The following is a 17,289-nucleotide window of genomic DNA, read 5'->3' as shown; positions in this document are numbered from 1 at the left end:
GTCCTTCAGGCCTCGGACCCGGCGGTGCCCGACCTCATGGCGCCGCGCAGTCCGCCGGCGAACGGATGGTCCGCGTGCTGGTCCAGCCACTCCTCGGCCATGCGGACGACGAGCTTCCTTTCGCCGGCGGGCAGCGACGGAAGGGAGAGCAGGTCTTCGAGGACCGGGCATGCCTTGGCAAGTCTCCGGTGCAGGTCGAGCCATCGCAGCGCGGAGTCCACGGCGCGGGAGCGCTGGTGCGCGTCGAGAGCGGGGTGCCGCAGGAGGCCGCGGAGGATGGAACGCGACTTGGCCGACGTGTCGGCGGTCATGCGCTCCAGGGCGATGTCGATGCCGGCGCGTTCCTGTGCGGCGGACAGCTCCGGACGGGTGAGGAACGCCGCCAGTACGGCCCGCTGCGCCTTGCCACTGTGGGAGGGCAGCCATCGCAGGCCGACGTCGGCGACCGCCCGGGCCTGCGCGGTGGTCAGACCATGGCGCTGACTCAGCATCAGGGCCATCACCGCATGGTCGTGCGGGTGGGCCAGGAGATGGGCGAACCCGTGGTCGAGCACCGTCCGCAGTTGGTGGTCGGTCAGTTCGGGCACGCGGAGAAGGGGGCCGAGGAGGGCGCCGAGGACGTCGGGGTCCTGATGGTTCCTCAGCCAGGCGAAGGCATGCTCGACGGTCGCTCGAACCAGGTCCGGGCTGAGGTTCTCGCGGTGCAGCAGCAGCTGGTGCAGTACCGCCGGGACGGAGGGGGCATCAGGCTGTGTGGCCAGCTGGTTCAGCAGGGGGAGGGCCGCGTCCTGCGCGTCGTCGTGGACGAGCAGGGCCCGCACGACCTGGGAACGGTTCGAGCTCTCCGTCTCGGCGGAGCCCCGGGCGAGCCACGCTCGCGCCAGCTCGGCCGCCCGGGGCCTCAGCTCCGTCGGACAGCGTTCGTCGGCCAGAATCGTGCGCAGGACGCGGCCCGTGCTCGCGTGTCCGAGGGACGTCCCCAGCCATTCCAGCGTGAGGTGGAACAGCGCGGTGCCGGCGGCTTCCGGCAGGCGGTCGGACTCCAGCAGAGCACACACGGAATGACCCACGTCCGTGCCGTCCTTCACGCCCGAGCGCAACCAGGCGAACCCCCGGCTGACCGCTTCCTCGCGGACGGAGTCGTCGACGTCCTCACGCTGGAGCAGGGTACGGATCACGGGGCCGACCGCGCCGGTGCGGAAGTGCGTCAGCCACCTCAGAGCCACGGGTATCACCCGGGCCAGCCGGGCGGGCGGGTGGTCCATCGACAGCAGGCGCTTCAGCAGGGTGGGCGTGTAGCGCCAGTCGGGCCGGGACGGCACCCACCGGAGCGTGCTCTCGACGATCAGCTCCTCGGCCTCCGCCGAGAGGCCCGGGAGGGCCAGCAGGGCGCGGAGGAGATGTTCGGCATCGGTCTGCCGGCCGCGGCGCGCGAGCCAGCCGAGGGACGCCTCGACCAGGGCGGCCGAGGGCTCGTCCGAGCCCCGGAGGGCGGCGCTCAGGAAGGGCTGCGCCACGAACCCGTCCTCGGCCCGGACGAGCCACGGTGCCACGAGCGCGTTCCACACCGAAGGCGCGGTGCGGTGCCAGGGCTCGCTCGTCACCAGTGCCAGCAGTGCGTGCTCCCCGTCCTGGCCGGCGCCCTCCAGGAGCCGCCCCAACGAGTCGGCATGGGCGACCAGCCATTCACCGCAGAACCGCTCCAGGGCGGCGGTGCGGTGGGCGGGGCCCTGAGAGGTCAGGTCGGCGGCGAGACGCCGGAGATGGCCGGTGAACACGGCGAAGGTGCGGGGATTCCGCGCCACCGCGGCGAGCAGGGGGCCGGCGGAGGGCTGATGGACGCTCCACCCCGGAGCGGGCATCAGCGACTGCAGCAGCAGTTCGTCGGTGACGATGTCGTGGACGACCACCAACCGTCCGTCGGCCTCGTCGAGCCATCCCAGGGAGATCAGCGTGTCGACCACGTGGCGCCCGGTGTAGCGCCTGCCCTGGTCCCCGGCGGCGGCCAGAAGGGAGTCGACGGTCTGTTCGACGGTGCGCCGGGGCTGCGGGGCGGAAGCCACCGCCACGGCGAACGCGAGCTGTCCGACGTCGGGAGTCGCCACGTCCAGCGGGGAGGCCGGAGCGTCGAGACTCGTCGCGAGCGCGTCCCGCCGCATTCCTTCCCGGAGCCATGCCAGCAGTTCACCGGGGCGGACCGAGGCCGTCACTTCGAGGGGGAGCCACCCCAGCCCCTGCTCCTCGATCGCCCGGGCGATCAGCAGGGCGGTGACGGGACGGCGCCCGCACAGCCGGGACAGTTCCTCCAGCCCCCAATGGCGCACGGCGTCGGGCGCCGCGTGCCGCAGGACCTGCGTGATGATCGCCGACTGATGGGGCCAGTCGTCCCGTACGAAGACGTCGTCGAGTACGCGCGCGCTGCCGCGGAGATGGACCGTGTGCAGTGAGCCCGGCCGCACCGACGCCAGGCAGACCACGGTCACGCCGCGCCTCCTGGTCTCCGGAATCAGCACCTCGTCGAGGGCCTGCAGGTCCAGCTGCGGGCAGGCGTCCAGATAGTCCAGGACCAGCAGCACCCGGCTGCGCCCGCCGGTCAGGACGGACGCCGCCACGTCGTCGACGTCCACCGAGCTGTCGGCCTGGACGTGCAGGACGTGCCAGCCGGCGCGGTCGGCCCGCTGCGCCACCTCGAAGCACGTCCTCGTCTTGCCCGATCCGGCCGGTCCGACCAGCAGCACCCCGCGAGGCCGGCCGGCGCCCAGCCGGGCGAAGAGCCTGTCGGGATGGGAGTCGTGGTCCGCCCCCGGGTGGACGAAGGGGAGCCGCTCCTGGTCCAGGTAGTTGCGTCGTCCGCGCAGATCCCGCACCACCTCGGCGTGGGTGCGTACGCGGCGGCGGAGGTCGTAGCCCTCGGTCGGGGGCATGATCGAGCCCGACGGGACCCGCTCCACCCCGTGTGCGCCCAGCAGCCGCTCGAACTCCGGGTCCTCGGTCAGCCGGGAGAAGCCGGTCGCCGTGAGGCTCGCGGCACCGGCGGGGACGTGATGGCTCGTGCACACGCCCACCAGCACGCCGTCCCGGGTGAGGACACCGGCCCCCGACACCCCCTGCCAGGGGGATCCGCCCGCCTGCCGGGGGGCGGGGCTGGCGAGCGACAGCTCCATCTCGTGGCTTCCGAGGAAGGAGCCCAGGAGGATCGAACCGGTCATCTGCCGTGTCGTGGGCACCTCCCCGCGGGAGGCGAAGTCGGGGAACCCGACGGCGACGAACGGGAGGGAACCCACCGCCGGAGGTACGACACCCCACCGGGCCGGCGGGATCGCGTCGCCTCCGTCGCCGAGGACCAGCAGGGCGAGATCCACCCCAGGGTCGCGGTGCCGGAGCACCTTCTCGACGCCGGCCCGCTGCCCGGACTGCCCGGGGAGGCGCACCTCGTGGACCGCTTCGGGCCGGGTGAAACCGTGACCGGCGCAGATGGCCAGCCGGGGAGCCAGCAGAAAAGCGGTCGCCGCGAAACGAGGGGTGCCGTCGGGGTCCCGGCGGACCACCATGGCGACCCGCTCCAGACCCCGCTGCGTGTCGGTCATCTCGGACCCGCCCGGAATCCTCGGCAGTCGGCCGACTCACTCACGGCGTCAGTCCTCCAGCCGGGCCCCACGCGCCGAATCCGTGAGCACCGAGCCGCCGTCGGCCGTCTCCGCCGTCAGCTCCAACGAGACCGTGTGCGTGGTGGACGTGGCCTCGGTCGCCTTCCCGTCGGCGGTCAGGACCCAGAACTTGACCCCGCCGCCGGCCTCCGCCGACGCCGTCACGGCGACCTGCACGTCCAGCTTCACGGACTGCACACGGAGCCGGACCGGCCGGCCCTCGCCGTCCGCCATGGCCCTCGACAGCTCACCGCGCAGGGCCTTGATGGTGTCCGCCAGACCGATCTCCATGAACTCCCCCTGTTCCTGCCGGCCCCCGGACACAGCCGTGCGGGCGGCGACAGCTGTGCGGGCGGACCGGATGAGGTGTTCATGTTAGAGGGTCGCTCGAAGATCATCTACTCGGTCGCGGAGGCGGTCGCGGACGCGCGCAACGCGGCGCGGCGCTACGGCCTTTGGTGGACCCCCGCTCCACCAAAGGCGCGGGAGTGATGCCGAGTGTGCGGTGCGGCGCCGGGTGCTCCTCCATCAGCGGATGACGCGCGGCCGCCGGTTCCCAAGGATCGGTGAGTGTTCGGCTGAGGAGTCCGAGTGCATCCCAGGCCCTTGGGGGAGAAGTGAACGAGAACGCAGCACCCCGTCGCATATCCGTCTTCGACACCACGCTCCGCGACGGCGAACAGGCGCCGGGCAACGCGATGAACCCCGAGCAGAAGCTCGAACTCGCCCAGCTGATCGCGGGTCTGGGCGTGGACACCGTGGAGGCGGGCTTTCCCGCCTCCTCGCCCAGCGACTTCGAGGCGACCCGGCTGATCGCCCGGCATGTGTCGGGAGCGAAGTTCGCCACGTTCTCCCGCACCACGCGCCGGGACGTCGAGATCGCCGTCGAGGCCGGCGGCACCGAGAACCACCAGGTGCAGATGGTGGCCACCGGCAGCCAGATCCACCTGACGCACAAGCGCGGCATCACCCGGCACGCGGCGGTGCGGGAGGTCGTGGACACGGTCGAGTTCGCCGTCTCCCTGGGCGTCACCGACATCGCCGTGGGCATCGAGGACGCCAGCCGCGGCGAGGACGACCTGCTGCGGGCGCTGACCGAGGCGGCCGTGGACGCGGGCGCGACCTGCATCATCCTGGCCGACACCACGGGCTGCCACACCCCCGAGGAGTTCGGCACCCTCATCGGGAAGATCCGGCGGTGGGCGCCCGCGCCCGTCAAGGTATCCACCCACTGCCACAACGACTTCGGCCTCGCCACCGCCAACACGCTGGCCGGACTCGCCGCCGGCGCGGACGAGATCCAGGTCGCCCTCGGCGGCATCGGCGAGCGGGCCGGCAACACCTCGCTGGAGGAGGTCGCCGCGGTCCTCGCGTACAAGACCGAACTGCTCGGCATGACCACGGGCGTCCGCCTGGAGGCCATGTACGCGGCGTACAACCGGCTGCGCGAGATCATCCGCCTGGAGGAGCCCCGCAACAAGCCCCTCTTCGGCAAGTACGTCTTCGGCACCGCGGCCGGCATCCACCAGCAGGGCATGCTCAGCGACCCGAGCACCTACGAGTACGTCGAGCCCGCGCGGTTCGGCCGCGAACGCTCCCTGCTCATCGGCCGGCACTCCGGGCGGACCGTGCTGCGCCACCTCATCGAGCAGCTCGACGTGGACGTCGACGAGGCCGAGCTCGACGAGCTCTACCGTGTCCACATCGCCGAGCGGGAGCAGGGCGACTGCGAGGACCTCTCGGTCGTGCGGGAGCGGCTCGCCGAGGAGCTCGGCACGCGCCTGGCGGTGGCAGCCGCGCGATGAGGTACGCGTATCTGGGCCCGGAGGGCACCTTCACCGAGTCCGCGGTCCGGCGGCTCGCGCCCTCCGCCCGGCAGACCGTTCCCTTCCCCACCGTCCCGGCGGCGGTGGAGGCCCTGCGGTCGGGCGGGTTCGCCCGGGCGGTGATTCCGCTGGAGAACTCCGTCAGCGGCGTGGTCCCGCCCACGCTGGGGGAGCTCGTCGCGCACGCCGGCCGGCTCAGGATCGACGCCCAGGTGACCATCGGGGTCACCTTCGCGCTGATGGCGGCCGAGGGCGCACGACTGGCCGACGTACGGCGGGTGGTGAGCCATCCGCACGCGCTCGGCCAGTGCCGGCAGTGGGTGGCGCGGCACCTGCCGCACGCGGACGCGGTCGTCGCCGACTCGACCGCGGCCGCCGCCGCGGCCCTGGCCGGAGGAGGGCCCGCCACCGATGCGGCGATCGCGGCCCCGGAGGCCGCCGCGCGGTACGGGCTGAGGGTGCTGGCCCACGACATCGGCGCACGCCACGACGCCATGACGCGTTTCGTGTCGCTGCGCCGCAGCGGCCCAGACGAGCCGCCCACGGGCCGGGACCGCACCGCCCTGCTGATCACCTCCGACCGTTCCGCACCGGGTGTGCTCACCGGTGTCCTCGGCGAGTTGAGCCGGAGACAGGTGTCCATCGCCTGGATCCAGTCCTGGCCCCGGCAGACCGCGCGGGGGCGCTACCACTTCCTGGTCGAGGTCGACCAGCACATCGCTTACCCGGGTCTGGCGGAGGCGGTCGACGCGATGCGTCAGGGCGTCGATTCGCTGAGCCTGCTCGGGAGTTATCCGTACATCGTCGACCGCGAGGTCGAGGGGGAGAGGGCGGCCGCATGAGTGCGACACGCATCGCTGTGATCGGCAGCGGGCCCAGAGGGATGATGGTGCTCGAACGGCTCGCCGCCCGCCTCGGGGAGCAGCCGGCCTCCCGGGACGTGCACCTGTTCCTGATCGACGCGGTGGAGCCGGGGGCCGGCCAGGTCTACCGGACCGACCAGCCCGACTGGTTCCTGATGAACACCGTGGCGGGGCAGTGCTCCGCGTACTCGGGCGAGCCCGACGCCGGGCCGGCACGGGCCGGGGCCGGTCCCTCGTTCGGCCAGTGGTGGGAGTCCGTCGGGGACTACCCCGGCCCGGACAGCTACGCGCCGCGCGGGCAGTACGGCCGCTACCTGCGGTCCGTGCTCGCCGCGGTGGAGGACTCCCTGCCGCCCGGCGTACAGCTGCGGAGCATCGAGGAGCGCGTCGAGGAGGTCGTACGGCTCGACGGCCGGTACCGGGTCGTCCTGTCGGGCGGCGAACGGCTGGACGTCGACCGGGTCGTCCTCGCCACCGGACACTCCAGGCACCGGCTCACCGGCCGGGAGGGCGAGCTCGCCGACCTCGCCCGGCAACACCCGGAACTCCGCTACATCCAGGGCGAGTCGGCGGCCGACATGCCCCTGCACGAGATCGCGCCGGGCTCCGGCGTCGGCGTGATCGGACTCGGTCTGTCCTTCTACGACGTGATGGCGGCCCTCACCATCGGCCGGGGCGGCCGCTTCGCACCGGGCGAGGACGGCGGGCTCGTCTACCACCCGAGCGGCGACGAGCCGGTGATCGTGGCCGGTTCCCGCAGCGGGATGCCGCTGCCGGCCCGGGGCCGCAACCAGAAACCTCCCCGGTACTCCTACCGCCCGGTGCTGTTCACGCCCGGACGGATCCGGTCCCACCACCCGTACGGCCCGCTCGACTTCCAGAGCCAGGTCCTCCCGTGGCTGACCGCCGAGATCGAGCTCGTGTACTACGGCACGGCCCTGCGGCGTGCCTTCGGCGACGAGGGCGCGGAGCGGTTCGGGACCCGGGTGCGGAGCGCGTCCGAGCAGGGTGTGCCGGCCGTCGCGGACATCGCGGCGGGGCTGGGACTGCGGGGCGTGCCGCCGATCGACATCGGCGCGCTCGCACGGCCCTTCGCGCACCGGACGTTCGCAGGGCCGGAGGACTTCGAGCGCGCGCTGCGCGAGGAGGTCGAGCGGGACCTCGCGCACGCCGTCGAGGGCAATGTCGACTCTCCGCTCAAGGCCGCTCTGGACGTCATGCGCGACACCCGATGGGTCATCCGCGAGCTCGTCGACTTCGCCGGGCTGACCGGGCGTTCGCAGAAGGAGGACTTCCTCGGCCGGTACGTGCCCAGGGCCTCGTTCCTCGCGGCCGGACCGCCGGAGGAGCGCCTCCGGCAGGTGCTCGCCCTGCTGGACCGCGGACTGCTGCGCATCGTCGGGCCGGGGACCCGCTTCGACGGCGACCCCGAGGCGGGCACCTACGTGGTCTCGTCACCGCAGGTCCCGGGTTCCGCCGTCCCGGTCACGACGCTCGTCGACGCGCGGATCCCCAGCCCCGACCTGCGCGGCGACCTCAGCCCGCTCACCAGGCGGCTGCGCGAGTCGGGCATGTGGACGAGCTATGTCAACCGCGGCGGCGACACGGGCTACGACACCGGCGGCGTCGCCGTGACCCGCAGCCCGTTCCATCCCGTGGACCGTGACGGAGGCGTCGACGAGGGCATGTACGTCCTCGGCATCCCCACCGAGCACACCAGGTGGTTCATGCAGGTGGGCAGCAGCAGGCCGGGTCTGTGGAGCGACTTCGTCCACGACGCGGACGCGATCGCGGCGCACGCGCTGCGCCCGGTGACCCGGGCCGGCGTGCCACGGGAGCACACCCCCGAGCTGGTCGGCTCGGGCGCGGAGGCGGGAGGCGAGCGATCGCCGGAGAGGAAGGCGGGATGAGCGTGCGCGTGGCACAGAGGTTCGCGCGGGTGGAGCGGTCCGCGACCGTGGCCCTGCTGGAGACGGTCCAGCGACTGCGGCGCAGCGGTGTCGAGGTGCTGGACCTCAGTGGCGGCGAGCCGGACTTCCCGACACCGGGGGTCGTGGTCGAGGAGGCCGTCTCGGCGCTGGAGGGCGGCGACACCCACTACACCCCGAGCCGGGGCGTCCCCGAGCTCCTGCGGGCGGTGGCGGACAAGCTGGCCGTCGAGAACGGCGTCCACGTGGATCCGGCCACCGGCGTCATCGTCACGCCCTCGGCCAAGCAGGCCTTGTTCACCGCGCTGATGACCGTGCTCGACCCGGGCGACGAGGTCATCGTGCCCACGCCGGCATGGGTCAGCTACCCGGCGATGGCCGGTCTGCTCGGCGCCCGCGCGGTGTCGGCCGAGCTCAGCGCCGAGGACGGGTTCCGGCTGTCGCGGCGGGTCCTGGAGGACCTGGTGACGGACCGTACCCGGGCGTTGGTCGTCAACACTCCGGCCAACCCGACGGGACACGTGCTGGACCGCGAGGAGGCCGAGGAGATCGTGGCGTTCGCGGTCGAGCACGACCTCGTGCTCGTCGTGGACGAGATCTACGAGAAGATCGTGTACGACGGGCGCGTCCACCTCAGCCTGGCGAGCCTGCCCGGAGCGGCGGAGCGGACGCTCACGGTCAACGGCTTCTCCAAGGCGTACGCGATGACGGGCTGGCGGCTCGGCTATCTGGCGGGGCCCGAACCCCTGATCTCGCAGGCGCTCAAGGTCCAGGAGCACACGGTGAGCTGCGCCGCGTCCTTCGTGCAGCGCGGCGGTGTGGCGGCGCTGACCGGTACGGCCGACGATGTCGCGGCGATGCTGAAGGAGTACACCGTGCGCCGGGACATGACGGTCTCCGCTCTGGACGCGCTGCCCGGTGTCACCTGCGCCGCTCCCGAGGGCGCGTTCTACGCGTTCGCGGACGTACGGGGGACGGGGCTGTCGTCGGCCGCCTTCGCGCAGCGGCTGCTCGACGAGGCCGCGGTCACCGTGGCCCCGGGCTCGGCCTTCGGGGCGGGCGGCGAGGGGTACGTCCGGCTGTCGTTCGCCGCCTCCCGCGAGGTGTTGCGGGGGGCGGGGGAGCGGTTGTCGCGGCTGGCCGCCCAATGGGCGGGCAACTGACGGGTGACGGCCTCCCCGCCCTCCTCCGCTGCGGAGGCCCTCAGGCCATCTCGGCCGTCCGGGGCGGGGTGGCGGGCACGGCATCGCTCTCGGCGGCACCGGACCGCTGGAACAGCAGGACGGCCTCCAGCCGGTTGCGGGCGCCCAGTTTGGTCAGCGCGTGGGAGATGTGGCTCTTGACGGTGGCCGGTGACACCCTGAGGCGGATCGCTGTCTCGGCCGTCGACATCCCCTCGGTGAGGTTGCGCAGCACCTCCTGTTCGCGGGAGGTGAGCGTGTGCAGGAGGTCCTGGGAAGCGGCGGAGACGGGGGCCGGCGCGGCGGCCGTGCGGCGGGCGTACAGAGAGCGCAGCTCGGGCGAGAGCACCGTGTGGCCGGAAGCCACCGCACGGATGGCCGTGGCGATCTTGGCGACCTTGATGTTCTTCACGAGACAGCCCGTGGCGCCGGCCGCGAAGCAGGCGTCGAGGCGCCGCTGGGTCCACCCGGTGCCGACGACCAGCACCCGCACCTGACGCTGGCTCAGCTGGCGGATCAGGCCGGTCGCGTCCTCGCGGGGGGTGACCGCCAGGACGGTCACGTCGACGCGGTCGAGCGGCCACTGCCGAAGCGGCTGCTGGTTGTTCACGCCGCCCACCACGTCGAGGTGGGCCGAGGCGCCGAGGACGCGGGTCAGGACGTGACGGGAGATGGGGTCGTGATCCGCGACCAGCACGCGGGCTGTGTCGTCCCCGGCGTGTTCCTCGCCGAAGAGATCACGTTCCAGAGACATGAGGTACGCCCTTCGTCAGATTGTTCGATCTCTGTCGTAGAAGCCTAGATTCGGGAACGCTGTTCATCAATGATGAACAGCGTTTTGGCGAAATTCGAGCGTTCCGCAGGGTTGAGCGTCACGGCTCGGCTTCCCCGTGGCCCTCCGTTTCCAAGGCGACTGCTTGATCTTTCCTTGATCTGGCGTTTGTTGACGCCCAACAGAGTCCACACCTACGGTCGGGCATCGGGGGCCACCCGCCACCGACGTCGGGTGTCGGCTTCCGTGTGCCGCTGCAGCGGAGGGGGAAGCATGCAGGACAACGCGCTGGCCGTAGCGTGGCTCCGGGGGTTCGCGCGGGCGGTCGAGGCGGACGCGGACAGGCTCACCGCTCTCGATTCCGCGATCGGCGACGGAGACCACGGCATCAACATGCGCCGGGGTACCTCCCACGTCCACCGCATGCTGCTGAGGGACGGAAGGTCGGGCACCATGGGCGAACTGCTGGACGCGGCCGGGCGGTTACTCCGGACCCATGTGGGCGGAGCGGCCGGGGCGTTGTACGGCAGCACCTTCCAGGCGATGGGCGCCGCGCTTCCGGACGGCCGGACCGGACTGACCGGGCTCGGCGACGCGCTGCAGGAGGGGCTCACCGCCGTCGTCCGTCTGGGCGCGGCGGCCCCGGGCGACAAGACCATGGTCGACGCCTACACGCCCGCCGTGGCGGCGTTCCGCGAGGCGTGCGCGCACGGCCGAAGCCTCGGCGAGGCCGCGGCAGCCGCCGCCGAAGCGGCCGCGGCGGGAGCCCGGTCCACGGTCTCGATGCAGGCCCGCAAGGGCCGTGCCTCGTATCTCGGCTATCGCAGCATCGGCCACCTGGACCCGGGCGCCGTCTCCACCGAGATGCTCTTCAGGGCACTCGCCGAGGAGATCACGAACGGCCCGGAGCCGGCGCTCTTCCACGGGCGGATCGGGTGCCTGCCCGGCGTGTGAACCCCGGCGCGTCCACCGGAGCGTGAGGCGGGGACCGCCTCCCGCGGACCCGGACCCGGACGGACCCGGACCCGGACTCGGACCCGGACCCGGACTCGGACCCGGACCCGTATTGCTCGTCACCCCGCGGCCGTCGGCGGAGGAGCCCCCCACGCGCCGGCCACGGTGAACGCCTGCGCGGGATTGAGCCGCGGCCCGCACGGCGAGGCGGGGCGCTCGGTCACCCGGTCCACGTCGGCGAAGCCCCAGGCGCATTCCGTCACCGCGTCGGGAGTGGTCTCCAGACGCAGTCCCGCGGCCACTCCGCCCGCCTCGACGACGGCCCGCTGGAAGGCCACGACCTCCTCGATCACCATCGACACCAACTGGGTGCGGTGGCCCGAGCGGGCGGTGAAGGTGTTCCCGCCCATCGGGTCGCACAGCCACGCGGCCGGATACCCGGCCCGCCGCACGGCCGTCACGAGACGGGGGAGCGCCGACCCCACGTGGGAGACGCCCATGCGGGAGACGAGGGTGAGACGGCCGGGCTCCCGGCCGGGATCCAGCACACGGCACAGGCGCAGCAGCGCGGTGGCCGTGGTGCGGGGGCCGACCTCGCAGGCCAGGGGGTTGGAAATCCGCGCGAGCAGCCGGGCGGTCGGGCCGTCGGGCCGGCCGGCGGGTTCGCCGAGCCACGGCAGATGGGTGGACGCCAGCAGGGGCCGGGCCGTGGGCGTGTCCCGGAGCAGGGGCGGTTCGTGGCCGAGGACCAGGGCCTCGTGGCTCGTCCACACCGCCGCCCCGGTGGGCCGTTCCCGGGACTCCGGCACGGCGGCGCCGTCTATCCGTACCACCGGTCTGCCGGTGTTCGCCCGTATGATCCCGGCCAGCGCGTCGAGGAGCCCCGTCCGACGGGCGACGGCCGCGGGTGCCTCCGTACCGTCGCCACCGGCCTGGATCACCTGGTACTCGCCGGTGGCGGCCCGGGCCAGCAGGCGCCGCAGCTCCCCGGTCTCCTCCCGGGTGACCGGGGACGGAAGCCGGACCGCGGACGCGGGTGATGCTCCCGTCGGGCCCGGGTGCCGGGCGGCGGGGGGCCGCTTCGCTTCACCGTGTCCGTTCACTGCACCGTGTCCGTTCTCTTCTTCTCCGGCGATGCCGGCAGACCGAGCGGGTGAGAGACGCGTCCCCATCCTGATCGGCCCCGCGCGACCCTGTCATCCACCCACAGAGGAACCGGGGCTCCGTCGCACCGAAGGAGGAGCGCCGTGCGCCGGCGGAGGAGGCCTCCACCATCGGCCGATGCCCGCCCGCACCGCCCGCCACCAGCATGGCGGCCATGGGTTCAACGCTTGCGCAGAAGGTCTGGGCCGATCACACGGTCCGCAGGGGTGAGGCAGAGGGGGACGACCTCCTCTACGTCGACCTCCACCTGCTCCACGAGGTGAACACGCCGGCGGCGTTCGACGGCCTGCGGGCCGCCGGACGCACCGTGCGGCGCCCCGAGCTGACGGTGGGCACCGAGGACCACAACGTCCCCACCACCTCGCCCCTCGACGGATTCGACGACCCCGCGGGCCGCCGCCAGTCCGCCCTGCTCCGGGACAACTCCGGCGCCTTCGGGATCCCCATGCACCGGCGCGGTGACGAGGGGCACGGCATCGTGCACGTCATCGGGCCGGAACAGGGCCTGGTCCGGCCGGGGATGACGGTCGTGTGCTGCGACTCGCACACCACCACCCTGGGCGCCTTCGGCGCCCTCGCGTTCGGCATCGGCACCAGCCAGGTGGAACACGTCCTGGCCACGCAGACGCTGTGGACGCGCCGGCCGCAGGACATGGCGGTCGACGTCACGGGGACCCTCCCGGACGGGGTGACGGCCAAGGACCTGGTGATGGCGCTGATCGCGCGCATCGGGACGGGCGGCGGCCAGGGCCACATCATCGAGTACCGGGGTCCGGCCGTCGAGGCACTCTCGATGGAAGGACGCATGACCCTGTGCAACATGTCGGTGGAGGCCGGCTCCAAGGCGGGACTCGTCGCCCCCGACGACACCACCTTCGCCTATCTGCGCACCCGTCCCGGCATGCCCCGGGGCGCGGACTGGGAGGCGGAGGTCGCGTACTGGACCTCCCTGCGCACCGACCCCGACGCGCGGTTCGACAAGGAGGTCACCCTCGACGCCTCGACGGTCCGGCCGTACGTCTCCTGGGGAACCAACCCGGCGCAGAGCCTGCCCCTCGACGCCCGCGTGCCGAGCCCGGACGACCACGCCACCCCCGCCGAGCGCGCGGCGGCCGAACGCGCCCTCGCCTACATGGACCTGGAGCCCGGCAGCCGTCTGACCGACATCGGGATCGACACCGTCTTCGTGGGCTCCTGCACCAACGGGCGCATCGAGGACCTGCGCGCCGCGGCCGAGGTGCTGCGCGGCCGCCGGGTCGCCGACGGAGTGCGCATGCTCGTCGTACCCGGCTCGGCCGCCGTGCACCGGCAGGCCGTGGACGAGGGCCTCGACCGGGTCTTCACCGGCGCCGGCGCGGACTTCCGCCCCATCGCAGGCTGCTCCATGTGCTGCGGCCTCAACGAGGACCGGCTGCGGCCCGGACAGCGCGCCGTGTCCACCAGCAACCGCAACTTCGAGGGCCGGCAGGGCAAGCGCGCGCGGACCCACATCGCCTCCCCGGCGGTGGCCGCCGCCAGTGCCGTCACCGGCCGGATCACCGCACCCACCGACCTGTGAGGCCACGCACCGCCATGGACCAGTTCACCGTGCACGTCGGCACGGCGCTGCCGCTCAGACGCGGCAACGTCGACACCGACCAGATCATCCCCGCCCGCTTCGTCCCCTACTTCAGCCCGACCGGCCACGGCAACGGCCTGTTCGGGGACTGGCGTGACGACCCGGCGTTCCCGGCGAACCTGCCCCAGTACCAGGGCGCCACCATCCTCGTCGCGGGCAACGAGTTCGCCACCGGCTCCTCCCGGGAGTCCGCCGTCTGGGCCCTGCAGAAGTCCGGCCTCCGCGCCGTGATCGCCGTCAGCTTCGGCGACATCTTCCGCGAGAACGCCCTCATGCGCGGCCTGCTGCCCGTCGCCCTGCCGGTGGACGCCGTGGAGCGGCTGTGGGAGCTGGCCGAGGCCGATCCGACCACGCCGGTCACCGTCGACCTGGAGCTGCGGCAGGTCCGGTTCGCCGACCGGACCGAGAGCTTCCAGATCAACGAGGGCGCGCGCGACCGGCTGCTGCGCGGCGCGGACACCATCAGCGACACCCTGCGCCACGAGGCGGACATCAGCGCGCACGAGCGGCGACGCCGGCCGCTCCTGCCCACGACGAAACGGAGCGCGGCATGACCCGACGACCCGCCCTGCTGGTGCTCGACCTCATCAACGAGGTCGCCCACCCCGACGGGAAGTACAGCGACGTCTGCCTCGACCAGATCGAGAGCAGAGGCGTCCTCGGCCACGCCCGCCGCGCCGTCGACCGCGCCCGCGAGCGCGGCATACCGGTGGTCCACGTGGTCGTCGGCTTCTCCCCGGGGCTCGCGGACTGGTCGCCGGCGTCGACGCTGTTCGCCGAGGCGGCCGACGGCGACCGGCTGATCCTGGGCACCTGGGGGACCGAGATCCACGACTCCCTCAAGCCCGAGCCGCGTGAGCCGGTCGTCGCCAAGCGCCGGATCAGCCCGTTCCGCGGAACGCACCTCGAACTGATCCTGCGGTCCCTCGGGGTGGACACCCTGCTGCTGACCGGCGTGACGACGGACCTCGTCATCCTGTCCACCGCCCGCGAGGCCCACGACCTGGACTTCCGCGTGGAGGTGCTGGAGGACGCCACCGCCACCTCCAGCCCCGAACTCCACGAGGCGGCGCTGACCGTGCTGCGCCGCACGGCCGACGTCACCACCGTGGACGCGGCGTTGGGGCGGCCCGGGACCGCCGGTGAGAACGACAACGAAGAGAGGGAGTGACGCCGATGCAGCCGTTCCACTTCATGACCGACCGGGAGAAGGACGAACTGTACGGGGTTCTCGAGACCGTCGAGACCCGGCCGTACGACGACTACCACGCCTTCTCCGCGGCCGTACGGAGGGCGACGGAGGGCAACGTCCCCGAGTCGCTGGTCCGGGCCGCCGAACGGATCCGGAGGGACCGGGAGGAGGGCGTCTCCGACACGCACGTGCTGCGCAACTGTCCGGTGGACAAGGAGCTTCCGGAGCTCGGGCACGACGATCCGCAGGCCGACAAGTACGCCCGCAAGCGGACCTTCGTCGGCGAGGGCTTCCTGGAGCTCGTCGCGCAGCTGACCCGTACTCCCGTGATGGCGTACGCGACCCGCTTCAACGGGGACTTCTTCACCGACGTGTACTCCATCAGCAGGTACCACGGGAAGCAGACCGGTTACAGCGACGGCGAGCTCGTCTACCACAACGACCGCACCGCCCATCCGGTGCGGGCCGACTACATCAGCCTGCTGGGGATGCGCTGCCCGGTGGAGGAGTACACCTGCACGAGCCTCGTCGAGGCCCGCACCCTGCGCGCCGGGCTGCCCGAGGACGCCCTGCGCATCCTGGGAGAGGCACACTTCGTCACCCCCTTCGACGTGGTGTCCCGGGACAACAACAGCAGCCTGACCCTCTCGGAGAAGCACGCGATCTTCCAGGGCGACTACGGCATCCGCTACCTGGACACGCACACCACGGTCGCGCCGGACGCTCCGGGCGAGGCGAAGGACGCCCTGATCGAGCTGAAGAACGCGCTGACCCGCGCGGAGAAGAAGCGGCACCGCATCCTCGAGGGCGACCTGCTGATCTTCGCCAACCAGAACGGGCTGCACAGCCGCGAGCTGATCGAGGTCAACGACCCCGAGCGGTCCCGCTCGCGCTGGCTGCTGAAGACGTACACCCTGCGCAGCCAGGCCGTCGCGGACGGCTTCGCCGACCGCTGGGTGGACGGTGTGGCCGGCCGGGTCGGCGACTGACCGCAGGGCGGACCCCGGGGCCGAGGGGCAGGTGCGCGGGAGGTGCTCCCGCGCACCTGCCCCTTTCCCGTGCTGCGTGACGTCCTCCGGCCCCTGGGCGGGGCCGGGGGTCAGTCGGTGACGCGCCAGGCGACGCCCCGGCCCGCCCCGAGCTCGCGGGAGAGCAGGGTCGCCACGTCGCGTACGGCCACGGCGTGCCGCTGCCGGTCCGGCTCGGACAGAAGGCGCTCGACGGGGCCGATGATGCCGATGGCGCCCGCCGCGTCTCCCGACCGGTCGAACACCGGCGACGCGATGCTGGCCTCGCCCAGGGTGCTCTCCTGGTCCTCCAGCGCGTAACCGGTCTGCCGGGCCCCCTCCAACTGGCCCGCCAGCAGGGCGGGGTCGACCACGCTGTTCCCGGTCAGCCGGGCCAGTCCGCCCTCCAGCAGCGCCTTCTGCCGCTGCTGGGGCAGGAACGACACGAGGGCCTTCCCGAGTGCGGAGGTGTTCCACGGGACGCTGGCGCCGAGGTCCGGGATCTGCACCCCGCTTTGGGGCCGGAAGGCGTGGTGCACCACGAGGATGTGCCCGGCGTCGTCGAGCACCGCGACCCACACCGCCTCGCCGGTGCGCTCGGCCAGGGTGTTCGCCCAGGCGACCGAGTGGGACCGCAACTCCTGAGTCTCCAGGTAGGCGTTGCCCATGCTGAGGAGCGCCATGCCCAGGAGGTACTTGCTCGTCCCCTTCTCCTGCCGCACCAGTCCCTCGGACTCCAGGGTCTGCAGCAGTGCGTGCACGGTCGGCTTGGAGACGCCGATCCGCTCGGCGAGCTCGGTGACACCCAGACGGGGACCGCGTGTCGACAGTTCCCTCAGGATGCGTGCGGCACGCTGAACGGACTGCACCATGTTTCCACTCGCATTCGATATCGCGGAACGCCGTTCAGAATACCCGCGGGTATCCGTCCGAGACCTGTCCGAGATGCTGCCCGATCGACTGCCGCAGCCTACGCCCTGGCGGCGCGGATGGGGAGATCCTTGCCGAGGAAAGATCATCATCCGCGCGCCGGACCCCTGCCCGGGCCGATACGCCGGCCGCGCGCGCGGACGGTCACGAGAACGGGCGGCGGGCCCGTCGGCGGCCGGACCGTGCCGGACGCGTCGGGGCCCGCCG

The 17,289-nt window shown here is 72.7% G+C and carries 14 protein-coding genes; 9 read left to right on the top strand and 5 right to left on the bottom strand.

From position 1 onward, the window contains the following. Window positions 1–5: 5 nt before the first annotated feature. Window positions 6–3,587 (bottom strand): trypsin-like peptidase domain-containing protein, encoded by a 3,582-nt coding sequence (locus IE237_RS24195; protein WP_189804200.1) that lies wholly within the window; start codon window positions 3,585–3,587, stop codon window positions 6–8. Window positions 3,588–3,635: 48 nt separating this feature from the next. Next, a complete protein-coding gene (locus tag IE237_RS24190; protein WP_189804199.1) occupies window positions 3,636–3,938 on the bottom strand; it encodes a trypco2 family protein in 303 nt (100 codons plus the stop codon). Window positions 3,939–4,264: 326 nt separating this feature from the next. Here IE237_RS24190 and IE237_RS24185 point away from each other — a divergent pair, with 326 nt between their 5' ends. The 4 genes from IE237_RS24185 to IE237_RS24170 are packed head-to-tail and all read left to right on the top strand — an operon-like array spanning window position 4,265 to window position 9,427. Continuing rightward, entirely contained in the window at window positions 4,265–5,452 is a 1,188-nt protein-coding gene (locus IE237_RS24185; protein ID WP_189804198.1) for a LeuA family protein, read from the top strand. Beyond that, window positions 5,449–6,315, top strand: a complete 867-nt coding sequence (gene pheA, locus IE237_RS24180) for a prephenate dehydratase (RefSeq protein ID WP_189804197.1) — start codon at window positions 5,449–5,451, stop codon at window positions 6,313–6,315. The genes IE237_RS24185 and pheA overlap by 4 nt, the downstream gene beginning before the upstream one ends. Further along, window positions 6,312–8,246 carry an FAD/NAD(P)-binding protein gene (locus tag IE237_RS24175; RefSeq protein ID WP_189804196.1) on the top strand — a complete coding sequence of 645 codons (1,935 nt, stop codon included), beginning with the start codon at window positions 6,312–6,314 and terminating at the stop codon, window positions 8,244–8,246. Before pheA ends, IE237_RS24175 begins: the two co-directional genes overlap by 4 nt. Beyond that, window positions 8,243–9,427 (top strand): pyridoxal phosphate-dependent aminotransferase, encoded by a 1,185-nt coding sequence (locus IE237_RS24170; protein ID WP_189804195.1) that lies wholly within the window; start codon window positions 8,243–8,245, stop codon window positions 9,425–9,427. The genes IE237_RS24175 and IE237_RS24170 overlap by 4 nt, the downstream gene beginning before the upstream one ends. Window positions 9,428–9,467: 40 nt before the next feature. On the opposite strand, the gene IE237_RS24165 is transcribed toward IE237_RS24170, so the two are convergent. Beyond that, window positions 9,468–10,199, bottom strand: a complete 732-nt coding sequence (locus tag IE237_RS24165) for a response regulator transcription factor (RefSeq protein WP_189804194.1) — start codon at window positions 10,197–10,199, stop codon at window positions 9,468–9,470. 291 nt (window positions 10,200–10,490) lie between these two features. On the opposite strand from IE237_RS24165, the gene dhaL reads away from it, so the two are divergent. Then, window positions 10,491–11,171 (top strand): dihydroxyacetone kinase subunit DhaL, encoded by a 681-nt coding sequence (gene dhaL, locus IE237_RS24160; protein ID WP_189804193.1) that lies wholly within the window; start codon window positions 10,491–10,493, stop codon window positions 11,169–11,171. A 119-nt stretch (window positions 11,172–11,290) separates the two neighbouring features. On the opposite strand, the gene IE237_RS24155 is transcribed toward dhaL, so the two are convergent. Next, window positions 11,291–12,274, bottom strand: a complete 984-nt coding sequence (locus IE237_RS24155; RefSeq protein ID WP_229842857.1) for a 3-deoxy-7-phosphoheptulonate synthase — start codon at window positions 12,272–12,274, stop codon at window positions 11,291–11,293. Between the two features lie 215 nt (window positions 12,275–12,489). Between IE237_RS24155 and leuC the strand changes: the two genes are divergently transcribed. From leuC to IE237_RS24135, 4 genes are read left to right on the top strand one after another with little or no spacing between them, the layout of a single operon-like run. Next, a complete protein-coding gene (gene leuC, locus IE237_RS24150) occupies window positions 12,490–13,893 on the top strand; it encodes a 3-isopropylmalate dehydratase large subunit (protein ID WP_189804191.1) in 1,404 nt (467 codons plus the stop codon). Window positions 13,894–13,907: 14 nt separating this feature from the next. Next, window positions 13,908–14,507, top strand: a complete 600-nt coding sequence (leuD, locus tag IE237_RS24145; protein ID WP_189804280.1) for a 3-isopropylmalate dehydratase small subunit — start codon at window positions 13,908–13,910, stop codon at window positions 14,505–14,507. Further along, entirely contained in the window at window positions 14,504–15,124 is a 621-nt protein-coding gene (locus tag IE237_RS24140; RefSeq protein ID WP_189804190.1) for a cysteine hydrolase family protein, read from the top strand. The genes leuD and IE237_RS24140 overlap by 4 nt, the downstream gene beginning before the upstream one ends. A gap of 5 nt (window positions 15,125–15,129) precedes the next feature. After that, entirely contained in the window at window positions 15,130–16,134 is a 1,005-nt protein-coding gene (locus tag IE237_RS24135) for a TauD/TfdA family dioxygenase (RefSeq protein ID WP_189804189.1), read from the top strand. Window positions 16,135–16,244: 110 nt separating this feature from the next. Here IE237_RS24135 and IE237_RS24130 read toward each other — a convergent pair whose 3' ends face one another. Next, entirely contained in the window at window positions 16,245–17,024 is a 780-nt protein-coding gene (locus IE237_RS24130) for an IclR family transcriptional regulator (RefSeq protein WP_189804188.1), read from the bottom strand. Window positions 17,025–17,289 lie beyond the last annotated feature (265 nt).

The organism is Streptomyces tanashiensis (assembly GCF_014648895.1).
In the GTDB taxonomy this organism is placed as follows: Bacteria; Actinomycetota; Actinomycetes; order Streptomycetales; family Streptomycetaceae; genus Streptomyces; species Streptomyces tanashiensis.
Note: the sequence above shows the minus strand (reverse complement) of the source record. Positions and strands in the feature narration are given on the sequence as shown.

Coding starts and splice junctions, on each gene's coding strand:
- IE237_RS24170 (WP_189804195.1), top strand. CDS start 8,243: ATGAGCGTGCGCGTGGCACAGAGGTTCGCGCGGGTGGAGCGGTCCGCG.
- IE237_RS24175 (WP_189804196.1), top strand. CDS start 6,312: ATGAGTGCGACACGCATCGCTGTGATCGGCAGCGGGCCCAGAGGGATG.
- IE237_RS24140 (WP_189804190.1), top strand. CDS start 14,504: ATGACCCGACGACCCGCCCTGCTGGTGCTCGACCTCATCAACGAGGTC.
- IE237_RS24135 (WP_189804189.1), top strand. CDS start 15,130: ATGCAGCCGTTCCACTTCATGACCGACCGGGAGAAGGACGAACTGTAC.
- leuC (WP_189804191.1), top strand. CDS start 12,490: ATGGGTTCAACGCTTGCGCAGAAGGTCTGGGCCGATCACACGGTCCGC.
- leuD (WP_189804280.1), top strand. CDS start 13,908: ATGGACCAGTTCACCGTGCACGTCGGCACGGCGCTGCCGCTCAGACGC.
- dhaL (WP_189804193.1), top strand. CDS start 10,491: ATGCAGGACAACGCGCTGGCCGTAGCGTGGCTCCGGGGGTTCGCGCGG.
- IE237_RS24195 (WP_189804200.1), bottom strand. CDS start 3,587: ATGACCGACACGCAGCGGGGTCTGGAGCGGGTCGCCATGGTGGTCCGC.
- pheA (WP_189804197.1), top strand. CDS start 5,449: ATGAGGTACGCGTATCTGGGCCCGGAGGGCACCTTCACCGAGTCCGCG.
- IE237_RS24130 (WP_189804188.1), bottom strand. CDS start 17,024: ATGGTGCAGTCCGTTCAGCGTGCCGCACGCATCCTGAGGGAACTGTCG.
- IE237_RS24190 (WP_189804199.1), bottom strand. CDS start 3,938: ATGGAGATCGGTCTGGCGGACACCATCAAGGCCCTGCGCGGTGAGCTG.
- IE237_RS24165 (WP_189804194.1), bottom strand. CDS start 10,199: ATGTCTCTGGAACGTGATCTCTTCGGCGAGGAACACGCCGGGGACGAC.